Annotated in this window: 24 protein-coding genes and 1 rRNA gene; 13 read left to right on the forward strand and 12 right to left on the reverse strand. The window is 43.9% G+C overall.

Annotation, left to right across the window (positions count from 1 at the left end):
• Positions 1–223: 223 nt before the first annotated feature.
• Positions 224–1766: ribosomal RNA gene (locus VRUMOI_RS12370) — 16S ribosomal RNA — on the reverse strand.
• A gap of 535 nt (positions 1767–2301) precedes the next feature.
• Between VRUMOI_RS12370 and VRUMOI_RS12375 the strand changes: the two genes are divergently transcribed.
• Positions 2302–2841, forward strand: a complete 540-nt coding sequence (locus VRUMOI_RS12375) for a gamma carbonic anhydrase family protein (RefSeq protein ID WP_089137974.1) — start codon at positions 2302–2304, stop codon at positions 2839–2841.
• Positions 2842–2852: 11 nt separating this feature from the next.
• On the opposite strand, the gene VRUMOI_RS12380 is transcribed toward VRUMOI_RS12375, so the two are convergent.
• The 4 genes from VRUMOI_RS12380 to VRUMOI_RS12395 are packed head-to-tail and all read right to left on the reverse strand — an operon-like array spanning position 2853 to position 5463.
• Positions 2853–3113 carry a DUF1488 family protein gene (locus tag VRUMOI_RS12380; protein ID WP_089137975.1) on the reverse strand — a complete coding sequence of 87 codons (261 nt, stop codon included), beginning with the start codon at positions 3111–3113 and terminating at the stop codon, positions 2853–2855.
• 3 nt (positions 3114–3116) lie between these two features.
• Positions 3117–3944, reverse strand: coding sequence for a shikimate dehydrogenase (gene aroE / locus VRUMOI_RS12385; protein WP_089137976.1), 828 nt, complete (start codon positions 3942–3944; stop codon positions 3117–3119).
• 36 nt (positions 3945–3980) lie between these two features.
• Positions 3981–4898, reverse strand: a complete 918-nt coding sequence (gene hemF, locus VRUMOI_RS12390; RefSeq protein WP_089137977.1) for an oxygen-dependent coproporphyrinogen oxidase — start codon at positions 4896–4898, stop codon at positions 3981–3983.
• 7 nt (positions 4899–4905) lie between these two features.
• On the reverse strand, positions 4906–5463 hold the full coding sequence (locus tag VRUMOI_RS12395) for a Sua5/YciO/YrdC/YwlC family protein (RefSeq protein WP_089137978.1): 558 nt from the start codon (positions 5461–5463) through the stop codon (positions 4906–4908).
• Between the two features lie 469 nt (positions 5464–5932).
• Between VRUMOI_RS12395 and purE the strand changes: the two genes are divergently transcribed.
• Together purE and VRUMOI_RS12405 are read left to right on the forward strand one after the other, a co-directional pair.
• Entirely contained in the window at positions 5933–6418 is a 486-nt protein-coding gene (gene purE, locus VRUMOI_RS12400; protein ID WP_089125143.1) for a 5-(carboxyamino)imidazole ribonucleotide mutase, read from the forward strand.
• 5 nt (positions 6419–6423) lie between these two features.
• Positions 6424–7560: a 5-(carboxyamino)imidazole ribonucleotide synthase gene (locus VRUMOI_RS12405; RefSeq protein ID WP_089137979.1), complete on the forward strand. Its 1137-nt coding sequence runs from the start codon at positions 6424–6426 to the stop codon at positions 7558–7560.
• A 76-nt stretch (positions 7561–7636) separates the two neighbouring features.
• On the opposite strand, the gene VRUMOI_RS12410 is transcribed toward VRUMOI_RS12405, so the two are convergent.
• Genes VRUMOI_RS12410 through VRUMOI_RS12425 form a run of 4 tightly spaced genes read right to left on the reverse strand, consistent with a single transcriptional unit; the run spans position 7637 to position 11088 of the window.
• The gene (locus VRUMOI_RS12410) at positions 7637–8227 is read right to left on the reverse strand and encodes a DNA topoisomerase family protein (protein WP_089137980.1); all 591 of its coding nucleotides are present in this window, start codon (positions 8225–8227) and stop codon (positions 7637–7639) included.
• A gap of 14 nt (positions 8228–8241) precedes the next feature.
• Positions 8242–8712 carry a DUF494 family protein gene (locus VRUMOI_RS12415; RefSeq protein WP_089137981.1) on the reverse strand — a complete coding sequence of 157 codons (471 nt, stop codon included), beginning with the start codon at positions 8710–8712 and terminating at the stop codon, positions 8242–8244.
• A gap of 24 nt (positions 8713–8736) precedes the next feature.
• Entirely contained in the window at positions 8737–9888 is a 1152-nt protein-coding gene (gene dprA, locus VRUMOI_RS12420) for a DNA-processing protein DprA (RefSeq protein ID WP_089137982.1), read from the reverse strand.
• 48 nt (positions 9889–9936) lie between these two features.
• Positions 9937–11088 carry a LysM peptidoglycan-binding domain-containing protein gene (locus tag VRUMOI_RS12425; protein WP_089137983.1) on the reverse strand — a complete coding sequence of 384 codons (1152 nt, stop codon included), beginning with the start codon at positions 11086–11088 and terminating at the stop codon, positions 9937–9939.
• 130 nt (positions 11089–11218) lie between these two features.
• Between VRUMOI_RS12425 and def the strand changes: the two genes are divergently transcribed.
• The 5 genes from def (at position 11219) to VRUMOI_RS12450 (ending at position 17102) form a co-directional block, all read left to right on the forward strand.
• The gene (gene def / locus VRUMOI_RS12430; protein WP_231897463.1) at positions 11219–11731 is read left to right on the forward strand and encodes a peptide deformylase; all 513 of its coding nucleotides are present in this window, start codon (positions 11219–11221) and stop codon (positions 11729–11731) included.
• A 26-nt stretch (positions 11732–11757) separates the two neighbouring features.
• Positions 11758–12753: a methionyl-tRNA formyltransferase gene (gene fmt / locus VRUMOI_RS12435; RefSeq protein WP_089137985.1), complete on the forward strand. Its 996-nt coding sequence runs from the start codon at positions 11758–11760 to the stop codon at positions 12751–12753.
• A gap of 118 nt (positions 12754–12871) precedes the next feature.
• Complete coding sequence (gene rsmB, locus VRUMOI_RS12440) at positions 12872–14152, forward strand: 16S rRNA (cytosine(967)-C(5))-methyltransferase RsmB (protein WP_089137986.1); 1281 nt, start codon at positions 12872–12874, stop codon at positions 14150–14152.
• Between the two features lie 113 nt (positions 14153–14265).
• Positions 14266–15642, forward strand: a complete 1377-nt coding sequence (trkA, locus tag VRUMOI_RS12445) for a Trk system potassium transporter TrkA (protein WP_089137987.1) — start codon at positions 14266–14268, stop codon at positions 15640–15642.
• Between the two features lie 14 nt (positions 15643–15656).
• A complete protein-coding gene (locus tag VRUMOI_RS12450) occupies positions 15657–17102 on the forward strand; it encodes a TrkH family potassium uptake protein (RefSeq protein WP_089137988.1) in 1446 nt (481 codons plus the stop codon).
• A 73-nt stretch (positions 17103–17175) separates the two neighbouring features.
• Here VRUMOI_RS12450 and trhA read toward each other — a convergent pair whose 3' ends face one another.
• Both trhA and VRUMOI_RS12460 read right to left on the reverse strand, forming a co-directional pair.
• Positions 17176–17826 (reverse strand): PAQR family membrane homeostasis protein TrhA, encoded by a 651-nt coding sequence (trhA, locus tag VRUMOI_RS12455; protein ID WP_089137989.1) that lies wholly within the window; start codon positions 17824–17826, stop codon positions 17176–17178.
• Between the two features lie 87 nt (positions 17827–17913).
• A complete protein-coding gene (locus VRUMOI_RS12460; RefSeq protein WP_089137990.1) occupies positions 17914–18699 on the reverse strand; it encodes a sporulation protein in 786 nt (261 codons plus the stop codon).
• 208 nt (positions 18700–18907) lie between these two features.
• Between VRUMOI_RS12460 and VRUMOI_RS19620 the strand changes: the two genes are divergently transcribed.
• The 5 genes from VRUMOI_RS19620 (at position 18908) to VRUMOI_RS12480 (ending at position 22945) form a co-directional block, all read left to right on the forward strand.
• Positions 18908–19033 (forward strand): hypothetical protein, encoded by a 126-nt coding sequence (locus VRUMOI_RS19620; protein WP_269459973.1) that lies wholly within the window; start codon positions 18908–18910, stop codon positions 19031–19033.
• A gap of 390 nt (positions 19034–19423) precedes the next feature.
• On the forward strand, positions 19424–19690 hold the full coding sequence (locus VRUMOI_RS12465; protein WP_089137991.1) for a YihD family protein: 267 nt from the start codon (positions 19424–19426) through the stop codon (positions 19688–19690).
• Positions 19691–19872: 182 nt separating this feature from the next.
• Positions 19873–21255 (forward strand): cytochrome c oxidase accessory protein CcoG, encoded by a 1383-nt coding sequence (gene ccoG / locus VRUMOI_RS12470; protein ID WP_089137992.1) that lies wholly within the window; start codon positions 19873–19875, stop codon positions 21253–21255.
• 60 nt (positions 21256–21315) lie between these two features.
• Positions 21316–22314: a serine/threonine protein kinase gene (locus tag VRUMOI_RS12475; protein WP_162598377.1), complete on the forward strand. Its 999-nt coding sequence runs from the start codon at positions 21316–21318 to the stop codon at positions 22312–22314.
• A gap of 31 nt (positions 22315–22345) precedes the next feature.
• Positions 22346–22945, forward strand: a complete 600-nt coding sequence (locus VRUMOI_RS12480) for a thiol:disulfide interchange protein DsbA/DsbL (protein ID WP_089137993.1) — start codon at positions 22346–22348, stop codon at positions 22943–22945.
• Between the two features lie 105 nt (positions 22946–23050).
• Here VRUMOI_RS12480 and VRUMOI_RS12485 read toward each other — a convergent pair whose 3' ends face one another.
• The gene (locus tag VRUMOI_RS12485; protein ID WP_089137994.1) at positions 23051–23968 is read right to left on the reverse strand and encodes an acyltransferase; all 918 of its coding nucleotides are present in this window, start codon (positions 23966–23968) and stop codon (positions 23051–23053) included.
• Positions 23969–24002: the final 34 nt, after the last annotated feature.

Here is a 24002-nt window from a genome sequence, read left to right on the forward strand (position 1 = left end):
ACAAGACACTTGAATGTGTGTTGTTGTGTTTATCACAAGGATAAACATTGAGAACTTTTATTAAGATAAACATTAAAATGTTTATCTAGTCAGCTTTCCAAATTGTTAAAGAGCATAAAGCATAAAAGCTTTAATCAATAACCTAAGTCATTTATTAAAGCTCTGCTTTAACTTATTTAAACCATCAATCTGTGTGGGTACTCATCAAAAATAATCTTTCGTATAAGGAGGTGATCCAGCCCCAGGTTCCCCTAGGGCTACCTTGTTACGACTTCACCCCAGTCATGAACCACAAAGTGGTAAGCGTCCTCTCGAAGGTTAAACTACCTACTTCTTTTGCAGCCCACTCCCATGGTGTGACGGGCGGTGTGTACAAGGCCCGGGAACGTATTCACCGTGGCATTCTGATCCACGATTACTAGCGATTCCGACTTCATGGAGTCGAGTTGCAGACTCCAATCCGGACTACGACGCACTTTTTGGGATTCGCTCACTATCGCTAGCTTGCTGCCCTCTGTATGCGCCATTGTAGCACGTGTGTAGCCCTACTCGTAAGGGCCATGATGACTTGACGTCGTCCCCACCTTCCTCCGGTTTATCACCGGCAGTCTCCCTGGAGTTCCCGACATTACTCGCTGGCAAACAAGGATAAGGGTTGCGCTCGTTGCGGGACTTAACCCAACATTTCACAACACGAGCTGACGACAGCCATGCAGCACCTGTCTCAGAGTTCCCGAAGGCACCAATCCATCTCTGGAAAGTTCTCTGGATGTCAAGAGTAGGTAAGGTTCTTCGCGTTGCATCGAATTAAACCACATGCTCCACCGCTTGTGCGGGCCCCCGTCAATTCATTTGAGTTTTAATCTTGCGACCGTACTCCCCAGGCGGTCTACTTAACGCGTTAGCTCCGAAAGCCACGGCTCAAGGCCACAACCTCCAAGTAGACATCGTTTACGGCGTGGACTACCAGGGTATCTAATCCTGTTTGCTCCCCACGCTTTCGCATCTGAGTGTCAGTATCTGTCCAGGGGGCCGCCTTCGCCACTGGTATTCCTTCAGATCTCTACGCATTTCACCGCTACACCTGAAATTCTACCCCCCTCTACAGTACTCTAGTTTGCCAGTTTCAAATGACCTTCCGAGGTTGAGCCCCGGGCTTTCACATCTGACTTAACAAACCACCTGCATGCGCTTTACGCCCAGTAATTCCGATTAACGCTCGCACCCTCCGTATTACCGCGGCTGCTGGCACGGAGTTAGCCGGTGCTTCTTCTGTTGCTAACGTCAAGCAACGCAGTTATTAACTACGAAACCTTCCTCACAACTGAAAGTACTTTACAACCCGAAGGCCTTCTTCATACACGCGGCATGGCTGCATCAGGCTTTCGCCCATTGTGCAATATTCCCCACTGCTGCCTCCCGTAGGAGTCTGGGCCGTGTCTCAGTCCCAGTGTGGCTGATCATCCTCTCAGACCAGCTAGGGATCGTCGCCTTGGTGAGCCATTACCTCACCAACTAGCTAATCCCACATAGGCGTATCCAGTAGCGCGAGGCCCGAAGGTCCCCCGCTTTGCTCCGAAGAGGTTATGCGGTATTAGCCATCGTTTCCAATGGTTATCCCCCTCTACTGGGCAACTTCCTATGCATTACTCACCCGTCCGCCGCTCGACGCCGAAGTAGCAAGCTACTTCTCGTTTCCGCTCGACTTGCATGTGTTAGGCCTGCCGCCAGCGTTCAATCTGAGCCATGATCAAACTCTTCAATTTAAGATTTTGTGACTCAACGAATACTGACTTCAAACTACCTAAGTAATTTAAAGCTATTATCATTCCAACAGAATGATAATGAATTGACTGTGCCAATTATTAGTAAACTAATAACTGATTGGTCACTCAGTTCATTGAAATCATTGTTGCTTCCTAAGAAGCTATATTGATTATCATCAACGAGTGCCCACACAGATTGATAGGTTTAAATTGTTAAAGAGCGTTGTTCTTCGTGACTGCGTCTCGTTGAACAGGGCGGCCATTCTAACGATTTGATTGAGAGTGTCAAACACTTTTTCAATTTAATTTCGTTAACCTTTTTGAGAAGGTTTGAACCGCTTGACTCGTTGCTGCAGCTAGGCTGCGTGCTCCGTGTCAGTGAGGGCGCATTATAGAGACCTAGTTCACATTGGCAAGGCTTTTTTTGTGTTTTTTTGCTTTTTTTGATCGTTTGGTTATTTTTAAATCAAAAAGCGCTATTTTATATAGTTTACTCATGGTATTTCTCCATAATCAAAGAAGATAAGGAGTAAAAATGAACAATATTCGTAGCTATAAAGGTATATCCCCTCTAATTGGTGAAAATGTATATATAGATGAATCATCCGTTTTAGTGGGAGACATTAAAATTGGTAAGGATTCTAGTATTTGGCCGTTGGTTGCCGCTCGCGGAGATGTCAATCATATTCACATAGGTGAACGAACAAATATCCAAGATGGGTCAGTTTTACATGTCACCCATAAAAATACCGAAAATCCAGATGGCTTCCCTCTTATCATTGGAAATGATGTCACTGTTGGGCATAAAGTCATGCTACATGGTTGTACTATTCATGACAGGGTTTTAGTTGGCATGGGAGCAATTGTTCTAGATGGGGCTGTCATTAATTCAGACATAATGATTGGTGCTGGTAGCCTAGTTCCACCCGGTAAGCATTTAGAAAGTGGTTACTTATATGTGGGTAGCCCAGTAAAGCAAGCTAGACCTCTTAAAGATGAAGAAAAAGCATTTTTACTTAAGTCTGCCGATAATTATGTGGTCAATAAAAACGACTATCTTACGGAGGTAAAATAGTCGTTAATGGACTAGCCCAACACAATATCACCCGTTGGGCTAAACTCCTCTTCTTCAATGGCTTTTTCCGCCATGTCTTCTAAGTCGAATCGAATACGCTCAAAAACCGTTAATGCGTTTTCTTTACTCACCTTTATATCGTCGAGTTTAGATAACAGACTTAATGACACAACGCAGTCAATAAGTTGTCCAGCTTGTTGCGCTTGGAACACAACCGCTTGGCGAGAATCATCCCACTCACTGCTATCCGAAAAAAGGATATTCTGATTCATTGTTTAACTCTCTAAATTACGGCGCAATTCTCTTAATACCTGTCGCATACTTGGACGCAATCCTCTCCAGAGCATAAAACTTTCCGCTGCTTGCCCGACTAACATGCCTAAACCATCATAGGCATTCTGCACTCCGTTTTGTTTGGCCCAATCGGTAAAATGTGTTTTACCTGCACCATAACTCATATCATAACTGACACTATGCGGTGTAAAAATCGCGCTAGTAATATCCGGTAATCCACCAGCTAGACCTGCAGATGTCGAATTAATAATAATATCAAAACCAGAATCAATACTTTGCATCGATTGAGCTGAGAGAGAACCATAAGGCTTGAAAGTTTCTGCTAACTCTTCTGCTTTACTTAAGGTGCGATTAGCAATCACGATATGTTGCGGTTGCTGATCAAGTAATGGCTTTAATACCCCGCGAGCCGCACCACCTGCACCAAGTAGCAATATTCTCGCCCCTTTCAGCTGAGCATGATTTTGTAGTAAATCCTGAACTAAACCCTCACCATCGGTGTTATCACCAATAATTAGACCATCATCAAGCTTCTTTAGCGTATTCACCGCTTGTGCTAATTCCGCTCTTTCCGTTAAGCGATCAGCAAACTGATATGCATCTAACTTAAACGGAGCAGTGACATTACACCCCTTACCATCGGCGGTAAAAAATTCCCGAGCGGCTAACTCAAAACCATCAATAGGCGCTTCAACGATGCCATATTCCATTGTTTGATGAGTTTGATGGGCAAACAAGGTATGAATAAAAGGGGACTTACTGTGTTTTATCGGATTACCGAATACCGCATATTGATCGAGTTTTTGCATGAATAGGTCCTTTCCTTGCCCTTAAATATTCAGTCGCTATGACCATTCTCGTGGCTGTAAGTAATGTTGATATAAATTGGCTTCTGCAGAATCTTTTTCCGGAGTGTAATCGTATTCCCAACGAGCTAAAGGTGGCATAGACATTAAAATTGATTCGGTTCGCCCACCGCTTTGCAAACCAAATAGCGTCCCTCGGTCATAAACTAAGTTAAATTCGACATAGCGGCCTCGGCGATATAACTGGAATTGTCGCTCACGTTCGCCATATTGGTGGTCACGCCTTTTATTTACGATAGGCAAATAAGCTTGAGTAAACCCTTCCCCGACTGACTGCATGTAATCAAAACAAACTGCAAAGTCCCATTGATTCAAGTCATCAAAGAATAAGCCTCCAACTCCTCGCGTTTCATTACGATGTGGCAAGAAGAAATATTTATCACACCAAGCTTTATGCTCAGAATACACATTTTTGCCAAACGGTGAACAAATCGCTTTAGCGGTATCATGCCAGTGTTGGCAATCCTCTTCGAAAGGATAAAATGGCGTTAAATCAAACCCACCACCAAACCACCAAATCGGCGCTTCACCTTCTTTCTCAGCAATAAAAAAACGTACGTTTGCATGAGAAGTCGGAATATAAGGGTTTTTAGGATGCAAAACTAATGACACGCCCATTGCTTCAAATTGGCGTCCAGCAAGCTCTGGTCGATGTGCGGTTGCCGATGCTGGCATTTTATCGCCAAACACATGAGAAAAATTGACACCACCTTGTTCAAACACCTGGCCATCACGGATAACTCGGCTACGACCGCCACCACCTTGCTCCCTTTGCCAAGCATCTTCGATAAACCGATTACCATCGACCGCTTCTAATTGAGTGCAAATCGAATCTTGCAAACTCATCAAAAATGCTTTTACTGCATGCTTATCGACCTGTTGAGCTCCATTCGTCATTAGTCTACTACCCTTGCCTTAATATGTTCGATGTTTTGGCATCACGAATTTCTGTTGGTTGAGTTCTTCCACCGACTTGCCCTTGAAGAATTGCTACCAACTTATCGCCTAATTGACGTTCGACCTCTTCGGTCGTGCGACAAGGCTCTAGCCCAGTTAAGTTAGCACTGGTGGACGTAATTGGCTTACCGAAAGCTAAACAGAGTTGTTGAACTAAAGGATGATCGGTTACACGCACCGCTATCGAATCAAACTGACCAGTAAGATGAGATGAAATACCCGCTTTCACTGGCATCACCCAAGTAACTGGGCCAGGCCAAGTAAAGTGGACCGTTTGAAGTTGCTCATCAGTTAGTTGAGATTCATCAATATAAGGCAATAACTGCTGATAATTAGCCGCAATAAGAATCAACCCTTTTTCTATCGGGCGTTGCTTTAATGCTAACAATTTATCGATGGCAGACACATTATCAGGATCACAACCTACTCCAAACACCCCTTCGGTTGGATAAGCGATGACTTCTCCTTGTTGTAAAGCCTCAACAACAAACTCAAAATTATTCACGATGATTTTCTTCCCTGTATAAGCAGTAATGACGCCAGTGTATAAAACCTTATTGCCGATGACTAAAATTTTTTTGCTTCAATGTCATTTATTCAGATCAGAATATGAAAACAACCTAACGCAAACGTTTTCCTTGTCAGGTTTTCTCAGTATAATGCAAGGGTCTATTGTTCTTTCGAGATTAAATTTTGTTCGAGATAAAAGCGTTTTAGGCTAGGCAAGTCGATTGTTGCTTAGTTGATCTAAGTTAATGAGACTTAACGACGTATAAAACGCTTTTAGCCGAATCCTTTAGACAGCGTTGGTTGGATATTTGTGCTGTGTTATCGGTTTCTCGTGTAGGCTAGCTACACAACGAAACCTCTGCCTTGCTCAAATACCCAACAATTCGCTGCAAAAATCATCTCGAAAGGTCAATAGACCCTAAGAATTATCTTTATTAATAGCTTGAGTCGTTAAGGAGTGTTCGATGACTGTTGGAATCATTATGGGTTCAAAATCTGATTGGCCAACCATGAAACTTGCCGCAGAAATGTTGGACCGTTTTAATGTACCGTACGAAACCAAAGTAGTGTCTGCTCACCGAACGCCTCACCTACTTGCAGAGTATGCCGAAAGCGCAAAAGAACGTGGTATTAAAGTGATTATTGCAGGAGCCGGCGGCGCCGCTCACCTTCCAGGAATGACCGCAGCTTACACTAGCTTACCTGTCCTTGGTGTACCCGTTCAGTCTCGTGCGCTATCTGGTGTGGATTCTTTGTACTCTATTGTTCAAATGCCAAAAGGGATCGCAGTAGGTACTTTGGCGATTGGTGAAGCGGGAGCCGCTAATGCTGGAATTTTAGCTGCGCAAATTATCGGAACTCACGATGAAAATGTAATGGCTCAAGTCGAGGCATTCCGTAAAGAACAAACCGATACTGTACTCGCGAATCCAAACCCAGCTGAGGATTAATACCGATGGCAAATAAACATGTTTTAGTGCTCGGTGCAGGCCAATTGGCACGAATGATGTCTTTAGCAGGTGCACCATTAAACATAGATATCTCCGCATTTGATGTTGGTAGCGAACAAATTATTCATCCATTGACCAAAAATGTCATTGGTCATGGTTTAAATAATGCGATTGCTTCTGCTGATGTGATTACTGCTGAGTTTGAACACATTCCGCATTCAATACTCGATATTTGCGAAAAAAGCGGCAAATTTCTACCAACGACCCAAGCCATCAAAGCCGGTGGTGATCGTCGCATCGAAAAACAATTACTTGATGATGCCAAAGCAGCTAATGCTAAATACGCCATTATCGAGAAGCGTGCCGATCTTGATGAGGCAATCAACTTTGTCGGTATTCCTATGGTCTTGAAAACTGCATTAGGCGGTTACGATGGTAAAGGTCAATGGCGCTTAACCGATGCCAAACAAGTTGATCAAATCTGGAAAAAACTTTCCGTTGCTATCGAAGCCACCCCTCATCAAGCAGTGGTGGCTGAAGAGTTTGTACCCTTTGAAAGAGAAGTATCACTTGTCGGTGCTCGCCGTGCTAACGGTGAAGTCGCGATCTACCCTCTTGCGGAAAATGTTCACGTCAATGGTGTATTAAGTTTATCCGTCGCAATTGATGAGCCGGAGTTACAATCTCAAGCTGCCACCATGTTTACGGCAATTGCAGAACAACTCGATTATGTAGGCGTATTGGCAATTGAATTTTTCGATGTCAAAGGCAAATTGCTGGTCAACGAAATCGCACCACGTGTACACAACTCAGGCCACTGGACACAGCAAGGTGCTGAAGTTTGTCAGTTTGAAAACCATTTACGCGCGGTGTGTAATTTGCCACTAGGTAGCACTCAAGCGATTCGTCATACCGCAATGGTCAATATTCTAGGACAAGATAATGTCCCAGCATCGGTACTCTCGATGCCACAATGCCATATTCATTGGTATGGAAAAGAGCAACGCCCCGGACGCAAGATGGGGCACATTAATGTTTGTGGTCACTCTCACCAAGAAATGAAACAGGCCCTGACTCAATTGGCCTCAGCTCTCGATCCAGTAGCTTTTCCTGAACTCAAAGAACGAGTCGCTAAGCTATAAATCAGAGACAACAAAAAAGACCCGCATCAGTTGATTTACCTGTTGCGGGTCTTGTTATATCAAAACGACACTGAATTTAACATTGTGTGTGCTGGCACTTACGGTCGGCGCACTGAATTTTAGTACCACTAGCTAAACGTTTTTCAATTAATAAGGGAAAGCCACATTGTTGACATTCACCTTCAATCGGGAGTGCATTGATAGAAAACTTACACTTTGGGTAAGCATCACAAGCATAAAAACTCTTACCAAAGCGAGATTGACGTTCAACCAATTTGCCCGTTTTACATTCAGGACATGCGACGTTCAATTCCGCGGCTTGCTCGGGCTGTGGATCGGAAGATTCAATATGGTGGCACTCCGGGAAACGACTACAGCCAATAAACATGCCATAACGTCCTTGCCTTAACACCAGTTCTCCCGGCAACTCATTACCGCCACATTCAGGACAAGGCACACCCAACTCTTTTATGATATGACCATCGTTTTGATGAAGCGGCCGAATAAAATCACACTCAGGATAACGTACACAACCCAAGAATGGCCCGTGCTTACCATGTCGTAATTGCAACGCCCCTTGATGCTCTTCGCCACACTTAGGACAAGCTTCATGCTCTAACGCATGCTCATGGGCGGAAAATAATTGTTGGTCGATTTTATTATTCATGAGAAACACTCAACTTAATGCACTAAACCTTGCTCGGTAGAGTAGAGTAATTCTTCCATTTGAGTGTAGGCGTTTTCATTGCCCGGTACATTAAACAGCACCATCAAGATCACCCACTTAAGGTCATCCAAAGTAAACTCTTGGGTTTCTAATCCCATCACACGGTCAATCACCATTTCACGAGTTTCAGTCGTCAGCACTTGAACTTGCTCAAGGAATAATAAAAAGCCACGACAAGACACATCTAAACGCAGCATTTCTTCTTGGGTAAAAATACGAGTTGAGCTAGAAGAGCTGGTCGCCATATCGAGGCGCTCACCTTGTTGCAAGGCCGCTAATCCTTCGAGCCAATTTAATGCTTTATAAATTTCTTGTTGGTGAAAGCCTGCCCGCAGTAACTCATCTTCCAATTCATCTTGATCGATCATGAGGTCTGCATCGCTATGAATATAGGTTTCAAACAGGTACATGAGAATGTCCATCATAGCTTTACCCTCCGCGGCAACACTTTATCTTGATTTATTCTTATTATTAAGAATATAACCTCCAGGAACAGAAATAACATGTCCAGCTAACTCAAGCTCTAATATTTGCATCATTACTTCGTGTATCGGTATATGGGTACGCTGAGACAAAATATCAACTGGTGTAGGTTCATTTCCTACGTTAGCTAACAGTTGGGGAAATGGCAATGGTTGGGAGTGATTAACTGTTATTTCTGGTGTCGTCTGTTGTGTTAAGTTTAGCTGAGTTTGTACCGGTTGATATACATAAGAAGACCGGGAGAGTACCGGATTTAATTCATCCAGAATATCTTGTGGGCTCAATGCTAAAATTGCCCCTTGCTTTAATAACTGGTTAGTCCCAGAAAAACCAGGCTGATAAATCGAACCCGGCAAAGCAAACACATCTCGGTTTTGTTCCAATGCATAACGGGCGGTAATCAACGAACCACTACGCTCTGCAGCCTCTACAACCAACACACCTTGCGATAAACCACTAATAATTCGATTGCGACGAGGAAAGTTTTCCGCGCGAGGTTTCGCATCCGGTCGAAGCTCAGAAACCAACGCCCCGTCTTGCTGTAAAATCCGTTCTGCCAAGCCTTTATGTCGAGAAGGGTAGATCTGATCAACACCAGAGCCTAACACCGCCACCGTCTTCCCATGCGCCATTAAAGCACCATCATGTGCATGACCATCCACCCCTAACGCTAAACCACTAGTAATGGTTAGCCCATGTTGAGCCAGTTGATAGGCAAACTCCTTTGATGCCCTTAAACCATCTAAACTGGCGTGACGGCTACCGACCATCGCAAATTGTGCAGAGTTCACCGCAGCTAGCTCACCTTTTACAAACAACACCGGAGGGTGAGACGACATTTGGCTTAATAGATGAGGGTAACTTTCATCTAAGGGCGTTAATATATGGTGGGATGGCGAGTGCTGCAGCCAGTGTAAACATCGCTCAACCTCTGGCGCAGCCTCTTGCTGTATATATTGGATTTGAGCCGATTTTAGGCCAAGTTTTTGCCATTGCAGCGGTGAATATTGAACCAAATTTTCTGGTGAATCGACACTCATCAAACGCGCCAGTGCCACACCTCCAAGTCTTGGCGTAAAGCTCAGGGTTAACCAAGCCGCCAATTGAGCATCATTCATTTGCAAGCTTTTCCATAATCAAGCTTTCTATAATCAAGATTGGCCAAATTAAGAAGCGTTATCAGCTTGCGGAACCGATGTATGACTAGCTTGCGCATCAACACCGTCAATCACAGGTTGCTCAGGTAATGGTGACACTGCCAAAGAATTGACACCTATCGGTTCTAAACTCTGAGTAATCAAAGCTAAGCTGAATTTAGCATAAGGACGAATCACGACCATATGGCCAATTGAAACCGGTGGCAAATCTGCAGAACTAAAGCCATTAACCCCAACTTCTTTTTCGTAACGATAATCACCTTTACTGCCATAAATAACCGCACCTTGCTTGGCTAAATGAAAGCTACTACCTTGGGTTAAACCATCATCTGAACCACGATCTATCACGACCACCTGATTCACCGCCATAAAATGATGGCTTTCCATCGAGCCTTTAATATTGGCGACTAACCCAACCGGAGCAGGGCTCGGTTGAAACACCGTCGATAAAGTTAAGTCATCGCCAATCACTGGCAATACAATATCGTTTTGCAAAATCTCTTGTTGTTGACTAACAACCTGCAACGCGCTGGCTTTATCATTCGATTCTTTTAATTGCGCTTTGGCCACTAAACGTAATGAATAAGCAGTGGCATCCACATCATCACCACTACGTTGATATTGCTCGACTAAACGATATACCGCCCAATCAGGATGAGTCACTTTACCGTCGATATAAATACGCTCATTGTGGCTTAAGAACTTACGTCCTTCACTGGTACCTAATACCCGCAGCGCGTCTTCTAGTTGTTGCGTCGTCAATAATTGATCGGATTTTAAATATGGTGAAACGAGGCCATCCGATAGCGTCGAAATGGCTTGCTTGCTACTTTTGCGTATATGTGGAGTGATCTTTTTCATTGGCTTTAAGCTCAATAATGGCTGACCATTTTGCCAGGTTAACGTCAGCTTATCACCGGGATAAATCAGGTGGGGATTCTCTATTTCAGGATTAACTTGCCATAAACGAGGCCACAACCATGGGCTGTCGAGGAATAAAGCCGAAATATCCCATAACGTATCGCCCTTCTTCACCACATAGGTACTTGGGGCGCCCTCTTTCAAGACTAACGGAGGTGTAGATTGAGTGGTGGCAACAACCGAAAAACTCACCACAAAAAAGACAAATAATTTCACTATAAATTGTGTAACTTTAGGCATGACCTGGATTCCTTGGTCGACATTTTGTCGCTTAATGTGATTGGATGCTGTCATTTGCCTTGTAAAATGTCTAGAATTGGAGCAATTAGGTTTAAGCTGTTTTCGGCACAGTTCAATATTTAGAGTGTATATGTCTGTATTACAAGTATTAACATTCCCAGATGATCGCCTTCGCACGGTAGCAAAACCGGTTGAAAAGGTAACACCTGAGATTCAAAAGATCGTTGATGACATGATTGAAACCATGTACGACGAAGAAGGGATCGGTCTTGCGGCAACTCAAGTCGATATTCACCAGCGCATCGTTGTGATTGATGTTTCCGATGAGCGTGATCAGCCAATGGTGCTGATTAACCCAGAAATCATCGAAAAACGAGGCGAAGATGGCATTGAAGAAGGCTGTCTTTCGGTTCCGGGTGCTCGCGCATTAGTGCCTCGTGCTGCGGAAGTGACGGTAAAAGCATTAAACCGCGAAGGTGAAGAATTCACATTTGAAGCGGATGATTTATTAGCCATTTGTGTTCAGCATGAGCTTGACCACTTAATGGGTAAATTGTTTGTTGATTATCTTTCGCCATTAAAGCGCAAACGCATTAAAGATAAGCTTGAAAAAATCAAACGCTTTAATGAGAAGCAACAATAATTACCCCAATTATTAATGAGGTTACCTTGAGCCAGTCTTTACGCATTGTCTTCGCAGGTACGCCAGATTTCGCCGCCCGTCACTTGGCGGCGTTACTTTCTGCACAGCAACTTTCTGCACAACAAAATACAGCACCTGAATATCAAATCGTCGCTGCTTATACTCAACCTGACCGCCCAGCGGGTCGCGGAAAAAAACTTACCGCGAGCCCAGTAAAGCAACTAGCGTTAGAGCACGATATTCCGGTATTCCAACCTGAAAACTTCAAATCCGATCAAGCGAAACAACAACTCAAAGAGTTGAATGCCGACCTTATGATTGTGGTGGCTTATGGCTTGTTGTTACCACAAGAGGTTCTGGATACTCCACGACTAGGCTGCATTAACGTACATGGCTCGATTCTACCTCGCTGGCGTGGCGCTGCACCGATTCAGCGTGCGATTTGGGCGGGCGATGCAGAAACGGGAGTCACCATCATGCAAATGGACATTGGTCTAGATACTGGTGATATGTTGAAAATTGCCACTATGCCCATTGAAAGTACTGACACTAGTGCCTCTATGTATGAAAAATTGGCTCAGCTAGGCCCGAAAGCCTTAATCGAATGCGTTGCGGAAATCAGTCAAGGGCAAGTTTTCCCGCAAAAACAAAATGATGATTATGCTAATTACGCCAAAAAGCTCAGCAAAGAAGAAGCCAAAATTAATTGGGCGGATGACGCTGAGCATATTGAACGTTGCGTTCGTGCATTTAACCCATGGCCAATGAGCTTCTTTAGTATTGCCGATAATAACGACCAGCAACATAACGTCAAAGTATGGCAATCACGAGTCGAGCCGCAGCAAGGAGAGTACCCGGTAGGGCAAATTATTCGCGCCGATAAAACCGGTATTTATGTCGCGACCGGTAAAGACACCCTAGTACTTGAACAACTTCAAATTCCAGGCAAAAAAGCATTGCCGGTACAAGACATTTTAAATGCCCGCAGCCAATGGTTTGAAGTCGGCAATATTTTAGGTTAATCGCTTATTAAGCGACAATAACCATCAAGTAAGGCGCAGCGATGTGCCTTGTTTATTTTATCCATGCAACTGATTTATCTAACTTGCAACTTGTGAGTTATCGACAAGAGAAACCATCATGAACGTTCGTGCCGCTGCTGCAAAAGTATTATTTGAAGTTGTCGATCAAGGTTATTCGCTCTCTTCTGCGCTTCCCACTGCACAGCAAAGTATTCGCCCAAGAGATCACGCACTATTACAAGAGATGTGCTATGGCGCATTGCGTTATCTTCCACGCCTAGAATCCATTGTTAACGAACTCATGGATAAGCCACTGAAAGGCAAGCAGCGCGTTTTCCACCACTTGATTTTGATTGGCATTTATCAATTAAGCTTTATGCGCATTCCACCCCATGCGGCGGTAGGGGAAACCGTAGAGGGTGCTCAAGCATTAAAAGGACCGCGTTTACGTGGCTTAATTAATGCCGTGTTGCGTAACTACCAACGCAACCAAGAACAACTGGATGCGCATGCGGTGAGTCACAATGCAGGAAAATATGCTCATCCAAGTTGGTTATTAAAACTATTGCAACAAGCCTACCCAGAACAATGGCAAAATATTGTAGAAGCCAATAACAGCAAGGCGCCAATGTGGTTGCGAGTGAATCGCCAGCATCACACTCGGGATCAGTACCTAGAACTATTAAAACAAAATGACATCGACGCAGAAATTCACCCACAAGCGCAAGATGCACTGCGTTTGCTTTCACCTTGTGATGTGATGACACTACCCGGTTTCGATCTAGGTTGGGTATCGGTGCAAGATGCCGCTGCTCAGTTATCGGTTGACTATTTAACGCCGCAAGATGGCGAATTGATTTTAGATTGCTGCGCCGCACCGGGCGGCAAAACGGCGCATATTTTAGAGCACACCACCAACACTGAAGTGGTTGCGATTGATTGCGATGAAAACCGCCTAAAACGCGTGCATGAAAACCTAGAACGTTTACAACTTCAGGCAGAAGTGATTTGTGGTGATGCGCGTTATCCAGAAGAATGGTGGAACGGTGAAAAATTTGACCGTATATTACTCGATGCCCCCTGTTCAGCGACTGGCGTGATTCGCCGCCACCCAGATATTAAGTGGCTACGCCGTGCCAACGACATTGAAGCATTGGCCGAATTACAAAGCGAAATTCTCGACGCGATGTGGCGTCAACTTAAACCAAACGGTACTTTAGTGTATGCGACCTGCTCAATTACACCCCAAGAAAACGCCCAGCAGGTTAGCGCCTTCTTAACCCGTACCAAAAATGTCGAATTGGTCGGCTCAGAAATTGAAAGCCCAGGTCGTCAAATTCTTCCTGGAGAAGACAATATGGATGGCTTCTATTACGCGGTGTTACGTAAGACCGCATAATATAGATTAAAAATCGTTGAGACTGTGACTTCATTTTTGAAGGGCATCAACTCAATATTGTGGTGAAAATCCCTCACCACTTTGCAAGGTTAACTCAAGGTTCACGAAATATTATGAAAATCATTATTCTTGGTGCAGGACAAGTTGGCGGCACACTAGCGGAAAACCTAGTGGGTGAAAACAACGATATTACCGTTATCGACCGCAATACTGATCGACTCAGAGAGCTACAAGATAAATATGATTTACGCGTGGTCAATGGCTATGCCAGCCACCCGGATACCCTTCGTGAAGCCGGTGCACAAGATGCCGATATGTTGGTGGCAGTGACTAACTCAGATGAAACCAACATGGCCGCCTGCCAAGTCGCCTTCACCTTATTTAACACTCCAAGCCGAATTGCTCGTATTCGCTCACCTGAATATTTAGCCGAAAAAGACGCCTTATTTCAATCGGGTGCCTTCCCTGTCGATCACCTAATTGCCCCAGAAGAATTAGTGACCAGCTATATTGAACGTTTGATTCATTATCCAGGCGCACTGCAAGTGGTGAGCTTCGCGGAGAAAAAAGTCAGCCTAGTGGCAGTAAAAGCCTACTACGGTGGTCCTTTGGTGGGGAATGCATTATCGACTTTACGTGAACACATGCCGCACATTGATACTCGAGTGGCAGCGATATTCCGTCAAGGACGCCCCATTCGTCCACAAGGCACCACCATCATTGAAGCCGATGATGAAGTCTTCTTCGTGGCAGCGAGTAACCATATTCGCGCGGTGATGAGTGAACTGCAACGCCTTGAAAAAACCTACCGCCGTATCATGATTGTCGGTGGTGGTAATATCGGTTCAAGCCTTGCCAAGTGTCTTGAAAAAGATTACAGCGTTAAACTGATTGAACGTAGTTACCAACGCGCAGAACAACTCTCTGAAGAATTAGAAAACACCATCGTATTCTGTGGTGATGCCGCGGACCAAGAATTACTGAATGAAGAAAATATCGATCAAGTTGATGTCTTCATTGCCCTGACAAACGAAGATGAAACCAACATCATGTCAGCGATGCTGGCAAAACGTCTTGGCGCGAAAAAAGTGATGGTATTAATCCAACGCAGTGCTTACGTTGATTTAGTACAAGGTGGTGCAATTGATGTGGCGATTTCTCCGCAACAAGCCACCATTTCCGCGCTACTGACTCACGTACGTCGCGCCGATATTGTTAACGTATCATCGTTACGTCGCGGAGCGGCAGAAGCGATTGAAGCGATTGCCCACGGTGACGAAACCACCTCAAAAGTGGTCGGCAAAGCCATTGGTGATATCAAACTCCCACCGGGTACAACCATTGGTGCGATTGTGCGTGGCGAAGAAGTGCTGATTGCCCATGATAGAACCGTCATCGAGCAAGATGACCACGTCGTGATGTTCCTAGTCGATAAGAAATATGTGCCAGACGTTGAACGCTTATTCCAACCAAGCCCGTTCTTCTTATAAGGTTACGATTTTCCATGGTTAACTATCGCCCTATATCGTTTGTACTCGGATTGGTGTTATCGAAAATAGCCCTATTTATGTACGTGCCAACTTTGATGGCATTTTTCACCGGTACAGACGGTTTTATTGAATTCGGCCAAGCATTATTAATCACCCATTTTGCCGCGTTTGTTTTTCTGTCACTTGGACGCACTAAAAATTTCCGTTTAGGGGTGCGTGATATGTTCTTGATCACCACCTTAGTATGGAGTGTCGCAAGTTGCTTTGCCGCCTTACCTTTCATGTTCATCAACCATATCAGCTTTACCGACGCTTACTTTGAAACCATGTCCGGTATCACCACAACCGGTTCAACCGTATTAAGCGGCTTAGATAACATGTCACCAAGCATTCTATTGTGGCGCTCTACTCTACAGTGGATAGGTGGAGTCGGGTTTATCGTAATGGCAGTCGCGATTCTACCTATGCTAAACGTCGGCGGGATGAAACTATTCCAAACTGAATCTTCTGATTGGTCAGATAAGAGTAGCCCGAGAGCCAAAAGTGTCGCGAAGAACATCGTGGTGGTTTACGTCACTTTAACTCTTTTGTGTATTCTTGGTTATCTATACACCGGAATGGGACTGTTTGACGCGATAAACCATGCCTTTACTACCCTTTCTACAGGCGGCTATTCCACCAGCGATCACTCAATGAATCACTTTTCCAATGGCGCACACTGGGTTGGTTCCCTTTTCATGTTTTTAGGTGGTCTGCCTTTCTTGCTGTTTGTCACCGCTTTGCGTAAAAGAACGCCTAAAGCCCTCTTCCTTGATGCACAAGTTCGCGGTTTCTTTTATCTCGTGGTGACAACTAGCTTATTGGTCGCACTGTGGATGACCTTTCGTGATCATTATGCTTTTTTAGATGCGATTCGAATTTCAACCTTCAACATTATCTCCGTATTAACCACCACTGGCTTTGGCTTAGATGACTTTACCGCTTGGGGGGGATTACCATCTGTGGTATTTGCTTTCTTAATGTTAGTCGGAGCATGTTCGGGCTCAACCGCTGGTGGGATTAAAATTTTCCGCTTCCAAATCGCGGCGACCTTACTTAATAAACAAATTATGCGCTTGATTCACCCATCCGGCGTATTTGTCCAACGTTACAACCAACGTCCGGTTAACGATGACATCGTACGCTCAGTCGTCGCCTTTGTATTAACCTTTATTCTGACGGTGATTTTTATCGCCGGAGCATTAAGTGCCATGGGATTAGACCCGATCACCAGTATCAGTGGTGCAATGACGGCAGTTGCCAACGTGGGCCCAGGAATGGGCAGTGTGATTGGGCCAACCGGTAACTTTGCCCCTCTGCCGGATGGCGCGAAATGGTTACTCAGCTTTGGTATGCTAATGGGGCGTTTAGAGATTCTGACTATCTTAGTGATTTTCTTCCCTGCCTTTTGGCGAACTTAGTCACTGCTACCCCTTTTATAAAAACAAAAATGGCGAACTCAATGAGCTCGCCATTTTTTATCGATAACTTTAACTATCGAGCGACCGGATCCACATAGCCATAGATGCTAATGAAGTGGCAAATACAGCCACCAAGCACGAACAAATGCCAAATCGCGTGATTATAAGGAATACGATTATTGGTATAGAAAAACACACCCAATGAATAAATCAGCCCACCCGCCACCAGCCATATCACAGCGCGAATATCTAAATGCGTCGCGAGTTGATACACCACCACCAAAGATAACCACCCCATAATGAGGTAACTGATCAGAGAAAGTGCTTTAAAGCGATAGACAAATGATACCTTCATGATCACGCCCAACACCGCAATCGACCAAATCACAATCATCAATCCAATCGCCAAATCGGTGCGCAAACCCACCAATAAAAATGGCGTATAGCTACCTGCAATCAAAAGATAAATGGCACTGTGATCTAAAGTTTTGAGCCAACGCTTGGCCGCCGGATAAGAAATAGAATGGTAGAGAGTAGAAGCGAGAAAAAGCACAATCACGCTGGCGCCATAAATACTCATACTCACATACGTCATGGTGTCAGCATCAACCGCATAAGCCTTGATTAACAACACCACTAGAGCCACCACACCAAATATCACCCCTAATCCATGGCTAATACTGTTGGCTAATTCTTCACGAGCGGTATATTCAGGAGATGACATAGGCTTACCTTCTAAAGCGCAAAAACGAATAACGCATTTTGGCACATTGAGCTTACAAGCGTAAGCCTAAAATAAAGATTCTCTTGATTAAGTGCTCTGATCTAAAAATTCGAGCACTTTTTTACCCGCTTCAATCGGAGATTCATCATGTTGTAACACCAGCTCACGCTTCAGTTTATTGCTGCCAATTAAGCTTGATAACATACCGCCCATTCCTTTCTTTTGACGATCCACTTCAAACCAAATTTTCAGCTCATGCTCGGTACGATAAGTCACGATTTCTAATTCACGCCAGCGGCCATGAAACTCGCCATGCACCGGCACAAATTCAAATTCTTGCACGAAAGGTAAATCAAAGCCTTTCACCGCTTCACACTCGACTTGGCGAATACGCAGTCCTGCTTCCTCTAAAGCAGAAAAAATACCATCTTCTAATGGATCTGGGCGCACCGTTAATACATCGGTATCTTTAGGGTCGGATGCCAAGGCAACATCTAATGTGGTATCCAACCACACCTTAGAGTCTCCTAACGTGATAGGGGTATTCCACGGTACCTGCAAATCAACCGAAAACACTTTATCTTCATGAGGCTTAATATCGAACGCTTGTGGCAAAGACCACTTGTCCAATACATAAGTGTGAGCGACTTTATTCCCATGAACTTTTCGTCCCTCAGGATTAACGAACTCATCACGATAACGGCAACACAATTTTAGATGAATATTATCAATCGACTGTTCGGTCGCCCCCCCATACACATGGATATCCACCGAGACCGTTTGTCCTGGATAAACCACATCTTGCTTTAAGATCGTATCGACTCGCGCCGAGCCAATACCTAAACTTGCTAATGTTTTCTTAAAAAACGACATACTGATTCCTCGCTTTTTTAAATCCCTGTCAATTTATTCACTTAGCGACAAAAAGGTTATCGCTTTAGCAATTCTTTGTGACTATACTATTACACAGTCGAAAAATTGTTCGATTACTGGTCATGATTAGGACAAACAACCAAAATACATAATGGTTGGATCAGGTAACAATTGCCATGGATGTGCGTTTTTATAGGCAATACACTATATGCGTCCCGTACCTGTTCGAGCTTCATTTTCTCGCGGTTCTGCTTCTCGTCGCCGCCACTGTTTCGCTACTGTTCCTGTAGCAAAACCAGCAAAAGCGCCAGTTGAAGCTCCTGACCAAAAGTAATGCGGTTCAAAACAATGCAACACCAAATTAAGATATCTCAAGAGCGTAGCATCATTTAGATGCTGCGCTTTTTTATACCCAAGTGACTTCAAGATGCAGAATTCAGAGCTATCATCCAAACCTTTAGGCAAGGAAGATTGGCGAAGGAATGTAGGCACCTTTCAAACCAATCTGACGCGGCATAAAGGTTTGAATGAAGCTCCCGAAGGGCAAGTTAAAACAAGCTTTATGCCGCGTTAAATTGAACAGAGATAGAATCACTATGATCATATTCAATTTGCCTTGCCTAAAGCTTGTTTTATTCTTGCTGAAACTCGCACCTTGACGTTACTTAGGTATATAATCTGCTACCGTACCGCAATAGTCCTTACTTTATCTATGGTGATGAAAATGAAATGCCACCGCGTTAATGAATTAATCGAATTACTCCATCCTGAATGGCAAAAAGATCCCGATCTTAATCTACTTGAGTTCATTATTAAGCTTAGTCAAGAAGCGGGCTACCAAGATAAATTAGAAAATCTTACCGATGATGTCCTGATCTACCATCTCAAAATGCGTAATAGCGGTAAAGAAGAAATGATTCCAGGCCTTGCAAAAGATCAGGAAGATGATTTCAAAACCGCGCTATTACGTGCGCGCGGTATCATTGAGTAACAATAAAATCAGCCAAGATTTAAAGCACTCGATTTGAGCTTGGCTTTTTTAGCACATTTTCAATGACAATAATCCCAAAGCTCGATCATGATTACGAATCATCACTCTTCAATCCGATATACTGTGGCACAATAATTCCCCCCATAGGTTGAGGCCATGTACCTCGACAAGAGGAAGCAACAATGAGCAAAGATAGAATCGATGTCAAAGTCATTACCCCAAAAACCAATCGGGATGCCAATGGCAAAATTTACGTCAGAAAAAGCCAAGGAACTTTCCAGAAAATGCGTCGCTATGGCGGCTGGTTTCTCATGCTTCTATTTGCCATTTTGCCTTGGATTACCTACCAAGATCGCCAAGCGATTTTATTTGATCTTGCTAAGCAACAGTTCGTTTTCTTTGGCTCAACCTTCTTCCCTCAAGATCTCACCTTATTGGCGTTAATTTTTGTCATCGCCGCCTTTGGCTTATTTTTTATCACCACCTTTTTAGGCCGAGTGTGGTGTGGTTACCTGTGCCCGCAAACGGTGTGGACTTTTATTTTCATTTGGCTGGAAGAGAAACTCGAAGGCCCTGCCAATAAACGACGCAAACAAGACAATAGTAAGTTCAGCCGCAACCTTATCGCGCATAAAACCATCAAACATATTGCTTGGTGGGCAATATCCATCATGACTGGATTAATCTTTGTTAGCTACTTTATCCCTGCAAGAGAGCTATTTAGTGCATTTTCTACCTTCGAATTAAGCTTTTGGCCTGCTTTTTGGGTGTGGTTTTTTGCGGCTTGTACCTATGGCAATGCGGGCTGGATGCGTTCCATTATGTGTTTACACATGTGTCCGTACGCTCGATTCCAATCGGCAATGTTTGATAAAGACACTTATATTGTCGGCTATGATACCAAACGAGGTGAACAAAGAGGCCCTCGCTCACGTAAAGCAGAAAAACCGGCAGGTTTAGGTGACTGTATTGATTGCAATTTGTGTGTACAAGTCTGCCCAACCGGAATTGATATCCGTAACGGTTTACAATACGAATGCATCAACTGTGGTGCTTGTATTGATGCTTGTGACGAAACCATGGATCGCATGGGCTATCCACGAGGTTTAATCAGCTACACCACCGAACATAAACTGGCTGGCAACAAAACCAAAGTGATGCGTCCTAAACTGATTGGATACGGTATCGCTTTACTATTAATGTTTGGGCTATTAATTACTCAAGTGATTAGTGTCGACCCAGTCAACATGAGCGTACTACGTGATCGCAACCAAATGTATCGTATCGATAATCAAGGTTGGATTGAAAATACCTACACCTTAAAAATATTGAATAAAACTCAACAAACTCAGCAATATCATATTGATGTGAATGGATTAACCGATGTGAAATGGTACGGTAGCCAAACGATCGAGGTTCCAGCGGGCCAATTAATCAGTGAGCCATTAACGCTGGCGGTCAATCCAGATGAACTCACCTCGCCGATCATCAAGTTTGAGTTTATACTCACCGACAATAATGGCTTCAACTTAAATGTAGAAAGTCGCTTTATTAAGAAGCTCTAGTACACATTGTAGGTTAACAATCACATAAGGAAGGGCTAAGCAATTGGCCCTTTTTATTTTATGAACGATATCCATAGCAACATGGCTTTTAACTTTGAAGCCTTAACACCAGATTTTATGTGGTATGCCATCGAAAGTATTGGTATTCGAGCCGAGTCAGGCTTGTTAGCCCTCAACAGCTATGAAAATCGGGTGTATCAATTTGTTGATGAAGATAAAAAACGTTATGTGGTGAAGTTTTATCGCCCGCAACGTTGGTCTCAAGCACAAATACTCGAAGAACATCAATTTACTCAAGAATTATTGGAACATGACATTCCGGTCGCGCCGCCTTGTGTGATTAACGGCATGACGTTACATCAATACCAAGGTTACTATTTTGCACTGTTTGAAAGTGTCGGTGGCCGTCAGTTTGAAGTGGATAACCTTGACCAAATGGAATGGGTAGGCCGCTTTATGGGTCGTATTCATCAAGTGAGCCAAGCTAAGCCGTTTCAACATCGCCCAACCATCAACTTAGATGAATACCTGTATCAACCGCGTCAATTACTTCAACAATCGACCTTTATTCCCAGCTATTTAGAGAAAAGCTTTTTTAGCGATCTTGATATGTTGATCGAACAACTAGAGCAACATTGGTTCGAACCTAAACAGCAAATACGCTTACATGGCGATTGTCATCCCGGCAATATTTTATGGCGCGATGGGCCAATGTTTGTTGATCTCGACGATGCGCGTAATGGCCCGGCAATACAAGATTTATGGATGCTACTCAGTGGCGAACGCTCAGAAAAACTGATGCAGCTCGATATTGTTCTTGAGGCTTATAGTGAATTTTCACATTTTGATACCAATCAATTGAAACTGATTGAACCATTACGTGGTCTGAGAATGGTCCACTACATGGCTTGGCTGGCAAAACGTTGGCATGATCCAGCTTTTCCGATTGCATTTCCTTGGTTTAACGATGCAAAATACTGGGAAAACCAAGTACTGGCATTTAAAGAACAAATATCAGCGTTGCAAGAACCGACGTTATCCTTAACACCACAATGGTAACTCACCTAAAATAAATGGAGTTAATTCTACGATGAAAAAAATATTTATCCTTTTTACTGCTCTTGTATTGAGCTTTGCGGCTCAAGCAGAACGCTTTCCTCAAGGTGATTACTACAAAGTGGTCGATCTACCAAAATCGACTTCACCAACTGTGACAGAATTCTTCTCTTTTTATTGCCCACATTGTCATGACTTTGAACCTATGATTGGTGCACTGAAAAAACACCTTGAGGGTAAAGCGGATTTTGAAAAAGTTCCGGTCTCTTTCATGGGCGGCAACATGGGAAAACCAATGAGTAAAGGTTACGCCACTATGGTTTCTTTAGGGGTCGAAGATAAGCTTATTCCGGTGATGTTTGCGCGTATTCACGATCAACGCAACCCACCCAAAGACGAAGCGGAACTGCGTCAAATCTTCCTAGATAACGGTGTATCGGCAGCTGATTTTGATGGCACTTACAACAGCTTTGCGGTTGATTCTATGGTGCGTCGCTTTGATAAAGCTTTTAAAGATAGCGGCCTTTCTGGTGTTCCAACCGTGGTGGTAAACAACAAATACATTGTTGATGCGAGTAAAATCAAAGACATTAACGAGTACTTTGATTTAATTGATTTCTTATTGAAAAAGTAATCATCGATACTTAGATAACGATACTTAGATAATAAAAAACGGGAAGCCATAAGCTTCCCGTTTTTTATTTCAATGTTCGCAAGAGCACTCCAATCATCCCGTCAATTAAGCCACCTTATCGAGACGAGAATCCACGGCTTGCTCAGCGTGATAAAGATGATCTAAATACTGATCTTTTTCTTTCCAGCGACCACTTAACCAAGCTTGAAATTCACGCTTAAAGCTTGGCTGGTTAAAGTAATCCCCTTGTGGGACTTGTGACATTGGGATCATATCAATCTTGACCACTATCTTAGTGAGCTTACCGGTGAGCATATCTCTAAATGGCATCTCGATATTATCAGGATACGCTAACGTAACATCCACGACATACTCAAACTGCTCTCCCATCGCCGCCAAAGTATACGCAATCCCGCCAGATTTCGGCGACAATAAATGTTGATAGGGTGAACGACGATGTTTCGCTTTATCATAACTATGACGAGTGCCTTCCACATAATTGACTACCGTGGTTGGCGTGTGTTGAAACTTGGCGCAAGAGCGGCGAGTAGTCTGTAAATCCTGACCTTTTTTATCAGGGTGTTTGGCAAGATACTCTTTGCTGTAACGACGCATAAACGGCATATCAAGTGCCCAACACGCAAGACCAACAAAAGGCACATACAACAATTCATATTTAAGAAAAAACTTCGGCATCGGAATTCGGTTACGCAACACGCTACACAGCACGACAATATCCGCCCAGCTTTGGTGGTTACAAATCACCAAATACCAACCTTGCTGAGTTAATGCTTCCCCACCTTCGATCTGCCATTCAACCGGATTAATGATATTCAGCGTGACATTATTGATGCTCGCCCATAGCCACATCACGCGATTTGCCCCGTAAGTCATGGCGCGCTGTAGCGCAGAAATTGGAATAACCCACTTCACTAGCGCCATTAAAAAAATGCCCAACGACGCCAACGCTGTATTGATTATTACGATCACGCAGCTGATTAAAAATCGAATAACCGTCACCACATCCTCACCATAGGTTTATAAAAAAGCACGGCAT

The organism is Vibrio rumoiensis (genome assembly GCF_002218045.2).
Lineage (GTDB): Bacteria > Pseudomonadota > Gammaproteobacteria > Enterobacterales > Vibrionaceae > Vibrio > Vibrio rumoiensis.

Coding starts and splice junctions, on each gene's coding strand:
- VRUMOI_RS12375 (WP_089137974.1), top strand. CDS start 2,302: ATGAACAATATTCGTAGCTATAAAGGTATATCCCCTCTAATTGGTGAA.
- VRUMOI_RS12380 (WP_089137975.1), bottom strand. CDS start 3,113: ATGAATCAGAATATCCTTTTTTCGGATAGCAGTGAGTGGGATGATTCT.
- aroE (WP_089137976.1), bottom strand. CDS start 3,944: ATGCAAAAACTCGATCAATATGCGGTATTCGGTAATCCGATAAAACAC.
- hemF (WP_089137977.1), bottom strand. CDS start 4,898: ATGACGAATGGAGCTCAACAGGTCGATAAGCATGCAGTAAAAGCATTT.
- purE (WP_089125143.1), top strand. CDS start 5,933: ATGACTGTTGGAATCATTATGGGTTCAAAATCTGATTGGCCAACCATG.
- VRUMOI_RS12405 (WP_089137979.1), top strand. CDS start 6,424: ATGGCAAATAAACATGTTTTAGTGCTCGGTGCAGGCCAATTGGCACGA.
- VRUMOI_RS12410 (WP_089137980.1), bottom strand. CDS start 8,227: ATGAATAATAAAATCGACCAACAATTATTTTCCGCCCATGAGCATGCG.
- VRUMOI_RS12415 (WP_089137981.1), bottom strand. CDS start 8,712: ATGATGGACATTCTCATGTACCTGTTTGAAACCTATATTCATAGCGAT.
- dprA (WP_089137982.1), bottom strand. CDS start 9,888: ATGAATGATGCTCAATTGGCGGCTTGGTTAACCCTGAGCTTTACGCCA.
- VRUMOI_RS12425 (WP_089137983.1), bottom strand. CDS start 11,088: ATGCCTAAAGTTACACAATTTATAGTGAAATTATTTGTCTTTTTTGTG.
- def (WP_231897463.1), top strand. CDS start 11,219: ATGTCTGTATTACAAGTATTAACATTCCCAGATGATCGCCTTCGCACG.
- rsmB (WP_089137986.1), top strand. CDS start 12,872: ATGAACGTTCGTGCCGCTGCTGCAAAAGTATTATTTGAAGTTGTCGAT.
- trkA (WP_089137987.1), top strand. CDS start 14,266: ATGAAAATCATTATTCTTGGTGCAGGACAAGTTGGCGGCACACTAGCG.
- VRUMOI_RS12450 (WP_089137988.1), top strand. CDS start 15,657: ATGGTTAACTATCGCCCTATATCGTTTGTACTCGGATTGGTGTTATCG.
- trhA (WP_089137989.1), bottom strand. CDS start 17,826: ATGTCATCTCCTGAATATACCGCTCGTGAAGAATTAGCCAACAGTATT.
- VRUMOI_RS12460 (WP_089137990.1), bottom strand. CDS start 18,699: ATGTCGTTTTTTAAGAAAACATTAGCAAGTTTAGGTATTGGCTCGGCG.
- VRUMOI_RS19620 (WP_269459973.1), top strand. CDS start 18,908: ATGCGTCCCGTACCTGTTCGAGCTTCATTTTCTCGCGGTTCTGCTTCT.
- VRUMOI_RS12465 (WP_089137991.1), top strand. CDS start 19,424: ATGAAATGCCACCGCGTTAATGAATTAATCGAATTACTCCATCCTGAA.
- ccoG (WP_089137992.1), top strand. CDS start 19,873: ATGAGCAAAGATAGAATCGATGTCAAAGTCATTACCCCAAAAACCAAT.
- VRUMOI_RS12475 (WP_162598377.1), top strand. CDS start 21,316: ATGAACGATATCCATAGCAACATGGCTTTTAACTTTGAAGCCTTAACA.
- VRUMOI_RS12480 (WP_089137993.1), top strand. CDS start 22,346: ATGAAAAAAATATTTATCCTTTTTACTGCTCTTGTATTGAGCTTTGCG.